Raw genomic sequence first — 19712 nt, forward strand, 5'->3', positions numbered from 1 at the left:
CAGCAACGCATGGAAGTCCTGCGGTGAACCGGCCACCTCCTCAGGCACCACCACCACCCGCCCACCACGCAACAACGCCCCAAAAATCTCCCACACCGACACGTCGAACGCCAACGTATGACACTGCGGCCACACCCCACCACGAGGCAGCCCCGCATCCAACGACCCCAACAACTGCGTGACGTTACAATGCGTCACCGCAACACCTTTGGGCACACCAGTGGTCCCCGACGTATAAATGATGTACGCCACATCATCAGCAGCCACCACCGGCAACACCGCACCAGAACCAGCATCAACCCCACAATCATCGATATCGATGACCGCCACCCCACACCCAGCCAACCGCCCAGCCAACCCCGCCGTCGTCAACACCGCCACCGGAGCCGCATCACCAACAATGAATTCCAACCGCGCCGCCGGCACCGCCGGATCCACCGGCAAATACGCCGCCCCCGACTTCAGCACCGCCAAAATCGCCACCACCGCCTCACCCGACCGAGGCACCAACAACCCACACCGACCCGGCCCCGCCCCCCGCGCCACCAACAACCGCGCCAACCGATCCGAAGCCACATCAAGCTCGTCATACGTCCACGACCGCTGACCACACCGCAACGCCACAACCCCACCGCAACGCCGCACAAACTCACCAAACAACCCCGGAACCGACACCACCGCACCCACCGGCGCCGTCAACACCCCCCGATTACCCAACACCCCCAACCCAGCCCACTCACCACCATCAACCACACCCAACGACGACAACCGCGCCAACGGATCAACCACCAACCCCACCAACACCCGCTCCAACCGACCCACGAGTGTTTCGATGGTGGCGCTGTCGAACACATCGGTGCGAAACTCGACGACCCCACCGATCCCGGCGGGCTCACCCGTGGCGGTCCAGTTCTCGGACAGGGAGAACGTCAAATCCATGCGAGCCGTATGGGTGTCCAGCGGCATCCGGGTCACGGGCAGATCGCCCAGAGTCAACCCGCTGTCGGGACCGCCTTCCTGCCAGTTCTGCCAGGCCAGCGCCACCTGGACCAGCGGGTGGTGACTCATGTTCCGGGTGGGATTGAGCCGTTCGACCAGCACCTCGAAGGGCACGTCCTGGTGTTCGAACGCGTCCAGGCTACGTTGCCGAACCTGGGCAAGCAGCTCGGAAACCGTGGGATCGCCTGTTAGATCGACCCGCAACACCAACGTGTTGACGAAGAACCCGATCAGATCATCGAGCACCGGATCCCGGCGCCCCGCGATCGGGAATCCCACCGCGATGTCGTCGCTCGCGGTGATCGCTGCCAAGAGCACCGCGAGAGCCGCCTGGAGCACCATGAAACTGGTCGCGTTGTGCTCGTGTGCCAGTTCCCGCACCTGCTCGTGCAGCTCTGCGGCCCAGTCCACCCTCACAATGGCGCCCCGCTGATCCGCCACCGCCGGATAAGGGCGATCGGTCGGCAACTGCAGTCGCTCGGGTAGGCCGGCCAGAGCAGCCCGCCAATAAGCCAGCTGCGCGCCGAGACGGCTATGGATGTCGTCGACATCACCGAACTGAGCGCGTTGCCACAACGTGTAATCGACATATTGGACGGCCAAGGGCGCCCAGTCCGGCGCATGGCCCGCGCACCTGCTGGCATACGCCACGCTCAGATCGCGCACCAGCGGGGAGATCGACCACCCGTCGGCGGCGATATGATGTACCACCCCGACGAACACGTGATCGTCATCGGCAACGCGGAAAAGCGTTGCCCTCAGCGGGATCTCATCAGCCAAGTCGAACGTGTGGTTCGCTGCGATGTCGATGACCTCGTTCAGCCGCGTGGTCGAATAGCCGGTGGCATCCACGACCTGCCAGCCGAATTCGGCTCGCTCGGGCGACACGACCAGCTGAAACGGCGCACCGTCGATGTCGGGAAAAATGGTCCGCAGCGATTCGTGGCGCCCCACCACATCGGCCAGCGCCAAGCCCAAGGCGTAGACATCGAGCCCTCCGCGAATCCGAAGCGCAGTTGCCATGTTGTAGACCGCCGAGGGCCCCTGCAATTCGTTGAGGAGCCATAACCGGCTCTGCGCAAACGACAAGGGGACCATCTCCGGTCGCTGCCCGGCCACCAGCGGGTCGAGCCCGTCGCCCTCCCCGTCGAGACGGGTCGCCAACTGGGCGACGGTCGGCGCGTCAAACAAGACATGCTCCGAAATCCTTACCCCCAGAGTGGTGTTGATTGCGGCGACCAGGCGCATCGCCGAAATGCTGTCACCGCCGAGGTCGAAGAAAGATTCGTCGACGCCGACCCGTTCGACGCCGAGAATCTGGGCGTAGACACCGGCCACGATCTCCTCGGTCGCGTTGGCCGGGGCGCGGTGATGATCGCGGTCGGCGTAGTCGGGTGCCGGAAGGGCGCGAGTGTCGAGCTTGCCGTTGACCGTCAATGGCAACGCGTCGAGAACAACCACCGCGCCCGGCACCATGTACGGCGGAAGCCGATCAGCCAAAGTGGTGCGCGCGGCAGCCGGGTCCACTGCGGCGGTCGCCGACTCGGTGACGTAACCCACCAGGCGCTTGTCACCGGGGCGGTCCTCACGGGCGATGACGACTGCCTGGGCCACGCCGTGAAGCGCTGCCAATGCCGCCTGGATTTCACCGAGTTCGATGCGGTAGCCGCGAATCTTGACCTGCTCGTCGGCGCGCCCGAGATACTGCAGCTGCCCGTCGGCACCCCACCGCACCAGATCCCCGGTGCGATACATTCGCGCCCCGGGCTCCCCGAACGGACACGACACGAACCGCGACGCGGTCAGCCCTGCGCGGCGCACGTACCCCACGCCGACACCGCGACCGGCGACATACAACTCGCCGACCACCCCGGCCGGAACCGGCCGCAACCGCCCGTCCACCACAAACAACGCCGCCCCGGGCACCGGCACACCGATCGGCACCCCTTCTCGCGGTTTCAGCGGCGCGCTGATCGTCGCGTACACCGTTGTCTCGGTAGGGCCGTATCCGTTGATCATCACGCGTCCGGGCGCCCATCGATCCACCACCTCGGCCGGGCAGGCCTCACCGGCCACCATCAGCGCAACAGAATCCAACCCTTGCGGTGAGAGTGCCGCGACGGCCGACGGGGTCTGGCTCAAGACGCTGACGTGTTCGGCGACCAAGAGCGCACGGAAGTCTTCCGGCGATCGGGCCACCGAGACGGGCACGACGACCAGCCGGCCGCCGAACAGCAGCGCACCCCAGATTTCCCACACCGAGAAGTCGAAGGCATAGGAGTGGCACTGCGTCCATACCTGTCCAGGTCCCCAATCAAGGCCGACGTCGATTGAGTCGAACAGGCGGGTGATGTTGTGATGAGTGACCGCAACACCTTTCGGCACACCGGTGGTACCGGAGGTGTAGATGATGTGGGCGATGTCGTCAGGCGCCGGGGCCGGCAGCGCGGTGCTGGGTTGCGCGTCGGTACCCGCGTCGCCGATATCGATAACCGGCACACCGCATTCGTCGAGTCGGCCGGCGAGCTCAGTGGTGGTGATCGCGGCGATCGGTGCGGAATCCTCGGTCATGAATTTGATCCGGGCCGGCGGGTGCGCCGGATCGATCGGTAGGTAGGCCGCGCCGGATTTCAGCACCGCCAAGATTGCGATGACGGCCTCGGCGCAGCGCTCCATGAGCAATGCCACACACTGTCCGGAACCCGCACCTTGCTCGACTAGCTTGTGCGCCAACTGGTTTGACCTGATGTCCAGCTCGTCATAAGTCCACGAGGACTCTCCACAGCACAGGGCCCGCGCTTGGGGTGTGCGACGCACCTGTGCGGCGAACGCCTCCGGAACGGAGACCGGGGTCGCCGGCTGCGTCAGTACCGACCGGTTGCCCCACCCGTCCAGGTCGGCGTTTTCACTCTCGTCGAAGAGATCGACCGACAACAATCGCCGATTGGGATCGGCGGTCATGCCTGCTCCTGCTCCTTTGGCGCGGCCATCGCCGCCAGCACCGCCTGGAACCGCTTCGTGAGCCTCTCGATCCGCGTCGCGTCGAACACCTCCGTGTCGAACTCGACGCGAAGGCCGAGTTCGTGGCCGGGTCGAACCACCATCGCAAGGGGATAGTGGTTGAATTCGCGGCCGTTGATCTCGGTGATGGCCAATCCGTTGGTGCCGAACATTGCGGCGGCATCGACCGGGTAGTTTTCGTAGACGAAGACCGTGTCGAACAGGTGCTTGTGGCCTGCGGCGCGGTGGATCTCACTCAGCGCCAAGTGCTGGTGCTCCAGCGTGTCGTTGTGCGCGCCTTGCAGTTGCTCAAGCAGCCCGGCGGTCGTGGTTTCCGTCGTGATCTGCGCGCGCACCGGCACCGTGTTGATCAACAACCCGACCATCGATTCCGCACCGGCGACCTCCGTTGGCCGTCCCGATACCGCGGTACCGAAGACGACGTCGTGACGTCCGGTCAACCACATCAGTACCTGTGCCCATGCGCCTTGAAGCACGATGTTTACGGTGGTGTGGCATGCGCGTGCCAATTCCTTGAGGGCCTGGGTCGTGGCCTCGGGTACCCGAACGACGGTCGTCCCTCGCGGACCAAGACTGGACCGGCCCGGCGGACCGACCAATGTGGGGGTGTCGAAACCGGCGAGCACCTCGCGCCAGGCCGTCCGGGCGGAAGCTTGGTCCCGATCGGCCAGCCAGCTGAGAAACCTGCGATATGGCGGGGCCGCAGGCAGCCGGTGCCCGTAATAGCCGGCGAAGATCTCTTGCAACATGATCGGAAGGGACCAGCCGTCGAGCACGATGTGGTGGTTCGTCAGCACGAACCGGTGCCGATCCGGCGCGATGCGGATCAACGCCGCCCGGAAGGCCGGCGGTTGAGTCAGGTCGCACACCGCGACCCGTTCGGCGGCGCAGACCCGCTCGATCTGCTCATCGACGTCGACGTCGGTGCTGGAGGCTTTCAGGTCGACAGCCCCCCGCGGCGCCACTGGATCGGCCGAGATGACCTGTCCAGGTTCGTGGACGAGGTCACACCCTCCGGTGTGCTCGGCGGTCCACAACTGCTGGAGCTGCTCATCCGGGTACACGTCGTTTCCGGTGAGGTCGATGTACCGCCATGGTGCGACCGGATCGGCGGGGATGATCTGAATCGGTTGCTCAAATTCTCTGCTGAAGCGCGCGGCAAGGTTGGGATGCCGGTTGACCATGGCCTGCACCGCGTCGCACAAGCGATGGGCATCGAGCAGTCCGCTCACCGTGATGTCCAGCTGCATCGCGTACACGTCGTTGACGCCGTGTGAGTTGTTGGAGTGGAAGAGCAGGCCCTCCTGCAAGGGGGTCAGCGGCAAGACATCGGCGATCCGGTGTTGGTGGTCCAGTTCGTCGATCTGCAGTTGACTGAGCGGAGCGGGTGCGACATCAGACGGGGTCAACCCGCCTCCGCCGCGTCGGACATGGGCGCAGATACCGGTGAGTGCCTCGAACCAGAGCCGGCTGAGCCGGGTGACCTGGGTGTGGTCCAGTGCCGATGGCGCCCAGGTCCAGCTGGAGCGCAGCCTTCGGCCGTCCTCGGCGTCGATGGTGGCGGCGGTGAGTTCGAGGGCGTGCGCCAGCGGCATGGGCACCGCAGCCGCCGCGTCCGCGACCGACAGGCTGTCGGCGCTCGGGCGCCAGAAGTCATCCGGCATATCGGCGGTTACCGCGCCGAGCCGACCGAGATAGTTGAATCCGATCGATGGGTCCGACCCGGTCACCTCGATGTCGGTGTTGAGGTAACGCAGCAGCCCATAGGTCATCCCGTCGGGGTGCGCACGGAGTTGTTCTTTGGCGTCCTTGATCACCGCGCCAAGGGCTGCATGGCCGGAAATGACTTGTCTCCAACGTAATTCGCCGACGGTTAAGGACACCGGGTACTTGGTGGTGAACCAGCCGACGGTGCGGGACAGATCGATGTCGGGCGCCAGATCCTCCTCGCGGCCATGACCTTCGACGTCGATGCCGACGGGCAAGGCATTGGTGCTGCGGAATTCGTTCCACGCCAACCCGAGTGCGATCAACAGGATTTCGTGGATGCGTGCGTGGAATGCCGCGGGAACCTCGCCGAGAAGCTGGCTGGTGCTTTCGGCGTCCAGCGACACCGACAGGTGTCCGGCGGTGACATAGGTATCGACGTCAGGTTGGACCGGGGGCAGCACGGCCGGGGCGGCCGTCACCTTGCGCCAGGCCTCGGCCAGTTCCACAACACCCGCCGACCGCGCATACTCAGCCAACAGCGAAGCCCACCGGGCGAACGATGTGCCCGTTACCGGCAGCGCTGCCGACTGGCCGTTAAGATGTTGGGCCCAGGCGATATTGAGGTCTTCGATCAGAATCCGCCAGGACACCGCGTCCACGGCCAGGTGGTGAACGAACACCGCGAGCTGACGGGTCGCAACCGCCCACACGGTGCTCAGCATCACCCCGGCGCCCGGGTTCAACCGCGACCTGGCGGCCATCAACACCTCGGAGGTCAAATCGTCGACGACCTCCAGGCAGCTGCCTACGTCGACCGCACCGGCTTCGGGAACCTGCAAGGACCAGCCACCGGCGACGTCGTCGGCGCGCAAGCGCAGCATCGCATGCCGGTCGAGCAGCGCCTGCAGTACCACCACGACATCGGCCTCCGTAACCCCGACCGGGGCCTGCAGCACGACCGCTTGATTGAACTGGTCGACGGGACCGTCCACACTGTGCAGCCAACGCATGATCGGGGTGGCCACCACCGGCCCGACCCCCTCGTCGATCACACCCGCCGCGCCGTCGGCCACCCCGGCCACCCGCGCCAGCCGGGCCACCGTCTGCTCGACGAAGACGTCGCGCGGCCGACACAGCAGACCCGCCGCGCGGGCACGAGCGACCACCTGCATCGACAGGATGCTGTCGCCGCCGAGGTCGAAGAAGGAGTCGTCGACGCCAACGCGTTCCAGCCCCAGGACTTGGGCGTAGATGCCCGCGAGAATCTCTTCGACCGCGTCGGCCGGCGAGCGGTAATCGCTGTCGTTGTATTCGGGAGCCGGCAACGCGCGGGTGTCGAGCTTGCCGTTGACCGTCAACGGTAACGCGTCGAGTTTCACCACCGCGCCCGGCACCATGTATGACGGCAGTCGATCAGCGAGCGCGTTGCGTAGCCCGACCGGATCTGCGGTCCCGGTGACATAGCCGACGAGGCGTTTGGTCCCGGGGTTGTCTTCGCGGGCGATCACCACCACCTGGTCGACGCCGTCCAATCCGGCTAGCGCACTCTGTATTTCACCGAGTTCGATGCGGTAGCCGCGAATCTTGACCTGCTCGTCGGCGCGCCCGAGGTACTGCAGCTGCCCGTCGGGATCCCACCGCACCAAATCTCCAGTGCGATACATCCGTGCCGCCGCCCCACCGAACGGGCAAGCCACGAACCGCGACGCGGTCAATCCGGTCCGGCCGACATACCCCACGCCCACGCCGCCGCCTGCGACATACAGCTCGCCGACGACCCCGGCAGGCACCGGTCGCAACCACTCATCGAGCACAAACAGCGCCGAGGTCGACACGGGCGCACCGATGGGTACCACGCCCAACCCGGTTGGCAACGGTACGCTCATCGACGCATATACCGTAGCCTCAGTCGGGCCATAGGCGTTGATCACCACGCGCCCCGGTGCCCACCGATCGACCACCTCGGGGGGGCAGGCTTCGCCGCCCAGCAGCACCGCCACCGACTCCAGACCCTCCGGTTCGAGCGCCCCCACCGCAGACGGCGTTTGAGTCAATACGTTGACCTGCTCGGCGATCAACAACGCGTGGAAGTCCTCGGGTGATCCGGCCACCGACTCGGGAACCACGACCAATCGTCCCCCGCCCAACAGCGCCGCCCAGATCTCCCACACCGAAAAATCGAAGGCATAGGAATGACACTGCGTCCACACCTGCTCGCTGGGCAGGTGTGTGGGCGTCGACCGCGACAGGTGAGACGTCAGGTTGCCGTGTGTGATGGCCACCCCTTTGGGCACGCCGGTGGTGCCCGAGGTGTAGATCAAGTAGGCGATGTCGTCGGGGGCCGCAACCGACACTGCGGTGCTCGGATACGCAGCCAGAGCAGGGTCATCGATCTCCACGACGGGCAGTCCGCTGCGGACCAGCCGTCCACGCAGACTCCCGGTGGTGACCGCCGCGATCGGCGCAGCGTCTTTGACCATGAATTCAAGCCGGGCTTCGGGTAGCACCGGATCGATCGCGAGATACGCCGCCCCCGTCTTCAGGATCGCCAGCATTGCCACAATGGCCTCGGCCGAACGCTCGACGAGCAACGCGACACACCGCCCCGCGCCCGCGCCGTCGGCGATCAGCAAGTGCGCCAATCGGTTCGATGCCTCGTCAACTTCGCGATAAGTCCAGGAACGCTCCCCGCAGCTGATCGCGACCGCTTCCGCGCGGCGCGTCACATGCTCGGCGAACAACACCGGAACCGACGACGGCTCCGTCGACGGTGCAGTCAGCACCGTCCGGTTACCGATCTCGTCCAGCCAGGCGCGTTCCCCGGCATCGAGCAAGTCGATCGACGACATGTTCTGAGCGGGATCGGTGGTCATCGCCACCACCACGCGCCGCAATTGGTCGACCAGCGCTTCGATCCCGGCGGCGTCGAAGACATCGGTGCGGAATTCCACCGCGCCACCGATTCCCGCGGGCTCGCCGGCATCGGTGAAACGTTCCGACAGTGAGAACGTCAGGTCCATGCGTGCGGTCTGGGTGTCGACCGGAATGTGGGTGACCGGCAGATCGCCCAATGCCAGCGCGGCGGCTGGGTTGCGTTTCTGCCAATCCAAGGCCACCTGGACCAGCGGGTGGTGGGTCATGCTCCGGGCGGGGTTGAGTCGTTCTACGAGTACCTCGAACGGAACATCCTGATGCTCGAAGGCCGCCAGGCTGCGCCGCCGCACCTGATCCAGCAAGTCGGCAACGCTGGGATCGCCTGCCAGATCGACCCGCAACACCAAGGTGTTCACGAAGAACCCGATCAGTTCGTCGAGTGCCGGATCGTTGCGACCGGCGATCGGGAACCCAACCGCCACATCTGTGCTGGCGCTCAGCCGGGACAGCAGCACCGATAATGCGGCCTGCATCACCATGAAGCTTGTCGCGTTGTGCTCGCGTGCGAGCTCACGCACCTGCAACTGCAACTCGGCCGGCCAGTCCACCGTGACACTGGCGCCACGATGGTCGGCAACCGCCGGATAGGGCCGATCGGTCGGCAACTGCAACCGTTCGGGCATTCCGGCCAGAGCGTCTTGCCAATACGCCAGTTGAGCGCCGATACGACTGTTGTCGTCGTCGAGATCACCGAACTGGGCGCGCTGCCAGAGCGTGTAATCCACGTACTGCACCGGCAACGGGGCCCACGCCGGCGCCCGGCCCGCACATCGGCTGGCGTACGCCACGCTCAGATGACCCACGAGTGGGATGATCGACCACCCGTCGGCGGCGATGTGGTGCACCACACCCACCAACACGTGTTCGTCATCGGTGACGCGGAAAAGTCTTGCCCGTAGCGGGATCTCGCGCATGATCTCAAAAAAGTGGAGCGCTGTTTCGTCGATCGCCTCACGAAGGCGATCGGCTGACCATGTGGTGGCGTCGACGGCCTCCCAACCGAAGTCGGCCCGCTCGGCGGGGATCACCAGCTGCTGGGGTATCCCCTCGGGTGCCACTATCAATGTGCGCAGGCTCTCATGGCGCGACACCACATCGGCCAAGGCAGCGCCCAGGGCGTCGACATCCAGTCCCCCGCTGATCCGAAGGGTGGTCGCGATGTTGTAAACCGGTGACGGTCCCTGCAGCTGGTCGATGAACCACAACCGGCTCTGCGCGAATGACAACGGCACCACTGCGGGCCGCTGACCGGCAACCAACGGCTCGAGTCCCCCGACCTCCCCGCCGAGGCGCGGCGCCAACTGGGCAACCGTCGGAGCATCGAACAAGACGCGCACGGAAAGGCCCACTCCGAGAGTGGCATTGATCGCGGCGACCAGGCGCATGGCGAGGATGCTGTCGCCGCCGCGGTCGAAGAAGGAGTCGTCGATGCCCACCCGGTCCAGTCCCAGGACCTGGGCATAGATACCGGCCAGGATTTCCTCGACCGCGTCGGTGGGTGCCCGATAATGTTCGGCGTCGGTGTAATCCGGGGCCGGCAACGCGCGGGTGTCGAGTTTGTTATTGGCCGTCAGCGGCAGCGCATCCAAGACCACCACCGCGGTGGGCACCATATAGGCCGGCAACCGCTCTGCCAACGCCACACGCAGCGACCCCGGATCGGCGGTGCCGGTGATGTAACCGACCAGACGCTTATCGCCGGGGCTGTCCTCACGCGCGATAACCACCGCTTGATCGACCCCGTCCAACCCGGCCAACGCGGACTGAACATCCCCAAGCTCAATCCGATACCCACGGATCTTGACCTGCTCATCAGCACGCCCCAAATACTGCAACTGCCCATCAGCACGCCACCGCACCAAATCCCCCGTGCGATACATCCGCGCCCCCGGCGCCCCGAACCCACACGCGACAAACCGCGACGCCGTCAACCCCGACCGATGCACATACCCACAGGCCAACCCCACCAGCCACATACAACTCACCGACCACCCCCGCAGGCACCGGCCGCAACCACTTATCCAACACAAACAACGCCGCCCCCGGCACCGGCGCACCGATCGGCACCCCTTCTCCCGGTTTCAGCGGCGCGCTGATCGCCACACACATCGTGGTCTCGGTCGGACCGTAGGCATTGATCATCACCCGCCCCGGCGCCCACACATCAACCACCTCAGCCGGACACGCCTCACCGACCACCACCAACGCCGCAGACTCCAACCCCTCCCGCGGCAACACCCGCACCGCAGAAGGAGTCTGAGTCAGCACATCGACCTGCTCGGCGACCAGCAACGCATGGAAGTCCTGCGGTGAACCGGCCACCTCCTCAGGCACCACCACCACCCGCCCACCACGCAACAACGCCCCAAAAATCTCCCACACCGACACGTCGAACGCCAACGTATGACACTGCGGCCACACCCCACCACGAGGCAGCCCCGCATCCAACGACCCCAACAACTGCGTGACGTTACAATGCGTCACCGCAACACCTTTGGGCACACCAGTGGTCCCCGACGTATAAATGATGTACGCCACATCATCAGCAGCCACCACCGGCAACACCGCACCAGAACCAGCATCAACCCCACAATCATCGATATCGATGACCGCCACCCCACACCCAGCCAACCGCCCAGCCAACCCCGCCGTCGTCAACACCGCCACCGGAGCCGCATCACCAACAATGAATTCCAACCGCGCCGCCGGCACCGCCGGATCCACCGGCAAATACGCCGCCCCCGACTTCAGCACCGCCAAAATCGCCACCACCGCCTCACCCGACCGAGGCACCAACAACCCCACACACCGACCCGGCCCCGCCCCCCGCGCCACCAACAACCGCGCCAACCGATCCGAAGCCACATCAAGCTCGTCATACGTCCACGACCGCTGACCACACCGCAACGCCACAACCCCACCGCAACGCCGCACAAACTCACCAAACAACCCCGGAACCGACACCACCGCACCCACCGGCGCCGTCAACACCCCCCGATTACCCAACACCCCCAACCCAGCCCACTCACCACCATCAACCACACCCAACGACGACAACCGCGCCAACGGATCAACCACCAACCCCACCAACACCCGCTCCAACCGACCCACCAAGTCGGCAACGCTGAACTCTGAAAAAGGTTGCCCGGGGCCTGCTGTGCTGAGAAAGAGCTCATCGCCGACGCCAGAGAAGAAGAATCCGAAGCCCCCGACGAGCCCAGAACTGGTGTAGGACGCCGATGCCGGGACCCCGCCGAAGTTCAGGTTGAATTCGGACTGAATGAAGTTCACGCTCACCCGGTCCGCTGACTGCCGCGAGCCGAAGGGGTTTGCCTTTCGTTCCAGAGCCTGTACTGGATAACGCTGATGCTGCACCGCTTCTCGGATGCGCGCGTCAACATGCTGACAGAAGTCGGCTACCGCAGATTCCGGCGAAACGTTCAGTACCAGCGGCACGATTCCGGCCACCATTCCCGGAACCGTCTTGGACTCCGAGCTCACGCGGCGGCTGACCGGGAAGTCGAGGACGACCTCGTGCCCGTCACCGCACCACGCGTGCACCAACAAGGCGCACGCGGCGGTGATGAGAGACGATCGAGGCAGGTTCCACCTACGGGCCAATTCGTCAACTCGGCGGAGCACCGATGGTTCGAATTGGACGGGCGCGGAAGGCCTATACGGATCGCGCTCCCCAGCGATTTGCAGTATCCGGCAATGCGGTCCGCCTTCCGCCGGGAGGTTGCTGGTCCAGTACGCCTCGTCGTCCTCGTACTCGGTCGACGATTCATATTCCGATTCGCTGTCGACCAGATCCTCCAGCGACCCGAAAAACGCAGGAGGAATGGGTGCGCCCGAAACGACTGCCGAGTAGACGGAAGCGATGCGGTGGCCGACTAATGCCACGCCAGTACCGTCGGTGATTATGTGGTGGCAGCAAGTGAACCAATAGAACTCGGCTGCCGCTGTGCGGAACAGTGCGAACTTGAACAGCGGACCTGTGAACGGCATTGGCGTGCGCTGGATCTCATCAGCTATGCGCAGGGCTTCCTGTACGGCATCTTCTGAGGCCGTCAGGTCATGGAAGGCGAGGTCGACATCCGGGTAATCAATTGCCTTTTGGCCGACGAGACCGTCCTCCTCAAAGAAACCGGCCCGGGCGGGTTCGGCCTCTTGCATCACCCGGCGAATCGCCCACTCCAGGGGACGACGTTCTACCCGGCCCTCGATCTTCACGAACAGGCCGAGCTGCCACTCCGTGCCGAAGCGACCCGTTTCGTGCGCAAGCCATATGTCCAACTGTCCGCGAGTCAGCGGAAACGTCCGGTCTTTAAGCTCCATCGGACCGCTCCTCGGTTTCACCGGCCTGTGCGGACGCCAGCTTTTCGCACAGCATCCCTGCCAAACCGCGAATGGTGATTGTGGTGAAGTCGCCGGCCGAGATCCGTATACCGGTTTCGGTCTCGACGCGGGTACGGAGTTCGAGGGCGCCCAGTGAATCCAGACCGTATCCGGACAGCGGCCGGTCGGGGTCTACGCTGCGGCGCAGTATCAGGGCCACTTGGTCCGAGATCAGACGCCGTAACCTCATCGGCCACTCGTCTCGAGGCAGCTCATTGAGTTCCGCAAGCAGTTTGCGTGTGCCGGTGGCGCTTTGCGCGTTGGAGCGGAAGGCCTCGGCAAAGGGGGTTCGCTCGACGAAGAGTGCCAGCCACGGGGCGCCCGTGATCGGCGCGTAGCCAGTGTAGGCGCGGTCGTGACGCAGCACCGCCTCGAAAGCGTAGGCGCCCTCGTCGGGCGCGATAGCGACCTCCGAGCTCTCGGCCAGGGCGGTGGCGCGCCCGATCTGGGCCCAGGCGCCCCAGGCAATGACCGTGGCAGGAAGCCCCTGGGTCCGCCTCCAGTGCGTGAAGGAGTCCAGCCAGCTGTTGGCCGCGGCGTACGCACCCTGTCCGGGCGAGCCAACCAGCGCGGCAGCCGAGGAAAACGAGCAGAACCAATCCAGCGGCTGGTCGATCGTGGCGGTGTGCAGGTTCCACGCGCCGTAAACCTTTGGTGCCCAATCGCGGTCAATCAGCTCGTCGGTGATGTTGATCAGAGTCGCGTCCTCGACCACCGCCGCCGCATGTAGAACGCCGCGCAACGGAAACCCGGTGGCGATCGCACTGGCCAACAGCCGTGGCGCAGTGCCGGCCTCGGAGATGTCGCCGCGCTCGACCACGACCTCTGCGCCGGCGGCGCGGACGCGATCGATCATCTCCAGCGCCTCCGGCGTTGGTTCCGACCGCGAGGACAACACAATGCGCCCGCAACCGGCGGCCGCGAGCCTTTCTGCCAAGAACAGACCGATGCCGCCCAACCCGCCGGTGATGAGGTAGGCGCCATCGCGGCGGAAGACAGGGACCTGCGCGGGTGGCACCATCACACGGCGGGTTCCGGTGTGCGGGACATCGAGCACGAGCTTTCCGGTGTGCTGCGCGCCGCCCATCACTCGAATGGCGGTGGCGGCGTCGGCAAGTGGATAGTGCGTACTCTGCGGCATCGGCAGCAGGCCGGTCGCGGTGTGCTCGTACACCGTGTTCAACAAATCGCAGAGCCGGTCGGGGTCGCTGTATGCCAGCAATCCCAGGTCGAGGGCGTAGAACGAGAGATTCCGCCGGAACGGGAAGAGGCCCAGCCGGGTATCGCCGTAGATGTCGCGCTTACCGATCTCGACGAATCGGCCGCCGAGCGCAAGCAATTCCAAGCCGGCGCGTTGCGCAGCGCCGGTGGCCGAGTTGAGCACGATATCGACGCCATAGCCGTCGGTGTCACGTCGTATCTGATCGGCGAACTCCAGGTTTCGTGAGTCGTATACGTGCGCTATTCCCATGTCGCGCAACAACTGCCGTCGTTGCTCATTGCCCGCAGTCGCGAAGATCTCAGCACCCGCGGCGCGAGCGATGGCGATCGCCGCCTGTCCCACACCGCCTGTTCCGGAATGAATCAGCACCTTGTCGGCTCCCCCGATACGGGCCAGCTCGTGTAGGCCGTACCAGGCGGTTGCGTGCGCGGTGGTCACCGCTGCGGCCTGCTCGTCGCTCAAGCCGGCAGGTAGCGTAACGGCGCGGCGCGCGTCACAGGTGATGAAAGTCGCCCAACACCCGTCGGCGCAGATCCCCCCGACGTGATCTCCCACCTCGTGGTCCGTGACGTCCGGCCCGACGGCGGTCACCACCCCGGCGAAATCGGTTCCCAGCTCCGGCAGTCGCCCCTCGAAGGCGGGGTAGCGCCCGAACGCGACGAGCACGTCTGCAAAGTTGACGCTGGACGCGCTGACAGCGACCTCGATCTGCCCGAACCCCGGCGAAACTCGTTCGCAGGTAGCGAGTTCCGCCGTCTCCAAATCACCGGGTGTGCGGATCTGCAGTCGCACGCCGTCACGGTCATGGTGGGCGATGGTGGTGTGGCGCTCCTCCGGACTCAGGGGCGACTGGCACAGCCGCGCTGTGTACCAGGCGCCGTTCCGCCAGGCTGTCTCGTCGTCATCCGACCCGCCGAGCAGTTGCTGCGCCAGATGCTCGGCGTCGGCAGCGTCGTCCACATCGATCTGGGTCGCACGGAGGTGCGGAAATTCGGTGCCGATGACCCGGATCAAGCCCCGCAGCCCGGCCTGCTCCAGATTGGCCACATCACTTGCTACCACTGTTTGGGCGTTGCGCGTCACGACGTACAGACGCGGCAGCTCGTTGGTGACCGTGGGCAATTCGCGCGCAATGCGCACCAGATGGCTCACGTACTCGCGGGCACGCACCGCGCAGTCATCCTGCGTACCGCCGTTTTCGCGTCCGGTCAGGACGACCACGCCTGTCAAACCGCCGGCACGCAAATGATTTCCGAACGCTTCGACGTTCTGACCCTGATCGGCCCGCATCGGCCAGGACATGGTGGTGCATTGCGTCCCCAGGCTTTTCAATGCGTCCGTTAGCGATGTCGCGACTACGTCAGCGGTCGCAGTATTGATCAGCAACCAGCGCCCGGCATCGATGTCGTCGAGCTCGGGTAATTCGCGTTGCCGCCACTCGATGGTCAGCAACCGTGCCGCGAGAACACGATCGTTGTGGCCGTGCTCTGATGCGCCCATGCCCAAGCGCAACCCCTGCACCGTGAGGAGGATCGTGCCGTCCTCGTCGAGTAGGTCCAGGTCGGCCTCGACACCGAAGACGTCGGCTTGCGTTACCCGGGTATAGCAGTAGCGGGCATTGCGGGCCGCACCGTAGAAGCGGAGTCGTCTGATGCCCAACGGCAACGCGAGTACGTCTTCGCCCAGCCCCTGCACATCCGGATGGGCGGCGACCGACTGGAAGCAGGCATCCAATAGCGCTGGATGAACACCGTAAGCGTCTTGTTGCGAGCGGATCTGGCGCGGTAGGGCAACCTCGACCACCACCGTCGCGCTTCCCTCCTCGCCCGTGTGTACGACTGCGACACCGCTGAACGCCGGACCGTATTGAACACCACGCTGATCCATACGCTGGCGCACATCGTCGCCGTCGACAGAGCGAGGATGCGCAGCGATTAGTGCTGCGATGTCGTGCGCGGACGGCTGCACCTCGCCCGCAGAATGCAGAACGGCAGTGGCTTGCGTCACGAGTTCGGCTCCCTGACCGGTCTCGACCCTGAACGTGGCAACACCCGGCGCTGACACCACCGCGGCGGCACTGATCGCGGTCTGCTCATCCAGGATCAAGGCCTGTTCGAAGTGGATGTCACGGACCTCGGAATCGTTGCCCAGCAGGGCGTTCCCGGCCGCCAGCGCCATCTCGCAATAAGCAGCGCCCGGAAACACCGCCACATTGCGAATCCGGTGATCGCCGAGCCAGGGTTGTACGGCGATGCCCACCTCGGATTGCCAGACGTGGCGCTCGGGTTCTTCCTGCAACCGCACATGTACGCCCAGCAGCGGATGGACTGAAACCGTGCGACCGCCATGAGTTGGCGATTCCTGGCCGTCTCGGGAGAACATCATTCGACGGTGCGTCCAGGTGGGCAACGGCGCATCCACCAAACGCCCGCTGGGGTACAGCTCCGAGAAGTCCACTGTGGCACCGGATTTGTGCAAATCCGCAAGTAGACCAAGCAGCCCGGATGGCAACGCTTGGTCGCGGCGCATACCGGCCAGGGCCACCATCGGCATGTCGAGACTTCGGGCTGTCTGCTGGACCGCGTGGGTGAGCAGTGGGTGGGGCGCGAGTTCCGTGAAAACTCGGTAGCCGTCCTCCAGAGCGGCCTGCACTGCGGGCGCGAACCGCACCATCTGCCGCAGATTCTGCACCCAGTAATCCGCGTCGCATACCGCCTCTTCCCGCGGGTCGTACATGGTCGCCGAGTAGAAGGGGATATCCGGCGTCTTCGGATGCAGATCTGCGAGTACGTCGATCAGCTCGTCCAGGATCGGATCGACCTGCGGAGAGTGTGAGGCGACGTCGACGGCGATCTCGCGCGCCAGCACGTCACGCTGCTCCCACACCGTAACCAGATCCCGAACAGTTTCGGTGGCGCCGCCGATCACAGTGGACTGCGGTGAGGCAACCACCGCCACCACGGCATCGCTGATACCGTGGGTCATCAGCTCCGAAAGCACCTGCTGGGCAGGCAGTTCCACCGATGCCATCGCCCCGGCGCCGGCGATGCGCGACATCAGACGAGAACGTCTGCAGATAACCTTGACCCCGTCTTCCAACGAGAGGGCTCCGGCGGCGACGGCGGCCGCTGCCTCGCCGAGGGAGTGCCCGATGACCGCGCCGGGGCGAACCCCGTAGGCACGCATGGTGGCGGCCAGCGCCACCTGCATCGTGAACAACGTGGGCTGAATCTGCTCGATCCTGGTGACCATTTGCGGTGCGGTCATCGCCTCAGTCACCGAGAAACCCGCCTCGGATGCGATCAGTTGCTCCGCTTCCGCGATCTTGGCGGCGAACACCGGCTCAGTGGCGAGAAGATCGGCACCCATCTGAGCCCATTGAGAGCCCTGCCCGGAGAACACCCATACCGGCCCACGGTCGTCCTGTCCGACCGCGGGTTCATGAGGAGTGTCGCCGTCGGCAACCTCACGCAGAGCCCCGACGAGCTCCTGCCGGGTACTCGCGATCACAGCGGTGCGAACTGGCCGGTGCGCGCGCCGTCGCGACAGGGTGTAGGCGAGATCTGCCAGCGCCACGTCCTCTCGTGCTGTCACCCAGTCGGCCAGTCGGCCGGCAGTGCGGCGAAGTTGCTCGGCCGACGTGGACGAAATCAGGAAGAGCAGCGGCGTCGACGATCTCTCAGATGAGGTAACTTCTCGCACGGCGGCTTCGGCAGGAGATTCAGGTGCTTGCTCCACAATGGCGTGCACGTTGGTCCCCGACAGGCCGTACGACGATACCGCTGCCCGCCGGGGAACGCCTCCGTTGCGAGGCCAGGGCGTGATCGCTTGCGGCACAAAGAGTTTCGTCTCGATGGTGGCCATAGCGTCAGGTAACCGGGTGAAATGCAGATTCTGGGGAACAATACCGTGCTGCAGTGCCAGGACCGTCTTCATCAAGCCCAGCACCCCGGCGGCGGACTGGGCATGGCCGAAGTTCGTTTTCGCCGAGGCCAGCGCGCAGGGGCTGTCGATGCCGTAGACGTTGGCCAGGCTCGCGTATTCGATCGGGTCTCCGACCGCGGTGCCGGGGCCATGCGCCTCGACCATTCCAATGCTGCCGGCATCGACCCCCGCGGCCGCCAGCGCCGCCGAATAGACGGCGGTCTGAGCCTCTGCCGATGGTGTGGCGATGTTCACCGTGTGGCCGTCTTGGTTGGCAGCGGTCCCACGAATGACGGCCAGAATCCGATCACCGTCCCGCAGCGCATCCGGCAACCGTTTGCACAAAACCACGACGCAGCCTTCGGCTGACACAAATCCGTCTGCTGCGACGTCGAACGCATGACACCGCCCTGTGGGCGACAGCATGCCTTCCGCCGAGCCCGCGACGAATTTTCGCGGATCCAGCATCACGCAGGCGCCGCCAGCGAGCGCGAGATCGCTTTCGCCCTCAGCAAGGCTGCGACACGCCATGTGCACCGCCGTCAGGCCCGACGAGCATGCGGTATCCACCGTCATGGCGGGACCGTGGACCCCCATGGCGTACGCAATCCGCCCCGACGCCAGGCTGAAGCTGCTACCGGTGAAGCCATATGGGCCTTCGACCGCGTCGGCGTCGGCAGCCAGCAATTGATAGTCGCCGTGCGTCAGGCCGACGAATACCCCGGTCAATGAGCCGGTCAGGGTCTCGCGGGTCAGCCCCGCGTGTTCGATGGCCTCCCACGAGGTTTCCAGCAGCAAGCGGTGTTGTGGGTCGATGGCGGTGGCCTCGCGCTCGTTGATCCCGAAGAACTCCGAATCGAAGCCGGCGACATCATCGAGGAACGCCCCCCACTTGGACACCGACCTGCCCGGCACCCCGGGCTGCGGGTCGTAGTACTCCTCGGCATCCCACCGGTCGGGGGGAACCTCGGTGATCAAGTCGTCAGCGCGCAGCAGCGCCTGCCATAGCCGCTCGGGAGAGTCAATGCCCCCGGGAAGCCGGCAAGCCATGCCGATGACGGCGACGGATGCGACGCCTGGGTTGTCCACGTCCGCTCGCCCCCTTTTTTCAGCCGGAATCGCAGGCCTGATGCCGATCCGGTTCCCGAGTCCGCGTAGTCGAGATGAGCCGAACGCTACTGGAGGCCACATCCCCGAGTCCGCGATTTGGGCAAATTAGCGCCACCGTCAGAGCGTGGCTTAGATGACATAACAATTGCTCTCGGTCCTGCCGGGGAGAGACGAATCGCAAGACGCCTCCAGCCACGCGAACGGACAGCCCGATATGGCGTCTGTCCACCCCAGGCGTAGTCGCTCCGCGGGCGTGTCATACGGCAAGCGACCACGCCTGGCGGTTAACGGACCATATCGATCCAGCCGACGCTGGGCAAAAAACCACAGCGGAAGCTGGCAAATTAGTTAGCTCGCCAACGTAAACTTCGCTTTGTGGCCTGAGTCGCGATCC

At 65.2% G+C, this 19712-nt stretch carries 1 protein-coding gene and 1 pseudogene (1 of these 2 running past the window's edge); both read right to left on the reverse strand.

Annotation, left to right across the window (positions count from 1 at the left end):
- A pseudogene (locus G6N42_RS11970) lies at positions 1–12927 on the reverse strand (non-ribosomal peptide synthetase) (its annotated part extends 15972 nt beyond the left edge of the window); the annotation flags it as partial.
- Positions 12928–12991: 64 nt separating this feature from the next.
- Positions 12992–19297, reverse strand: a complete 6306-nt coding sequence (gene pks2, locus G6N42_RS11985; protein WP_286201642.1) for a sulfolipid-1 biosynthesis phthioceranic/hydroxyphthioceranic acid synthase — start codon at positions 19295–19297, stop codon at positions 12992–12994.
- Positions 19298–19712: the final 415 nt, after the last annotated feature.

It is taken from the genome of Mycobacterium gallinarum, assembly GCF_010726765.1.
GTDB classification, from domain to species: Bacteria; Actinomycetota; Actinomycetes; order Mycobacteriales; family Mycobacteriaceae; genus Mycobacterium; species Mycobacterium gallinarum.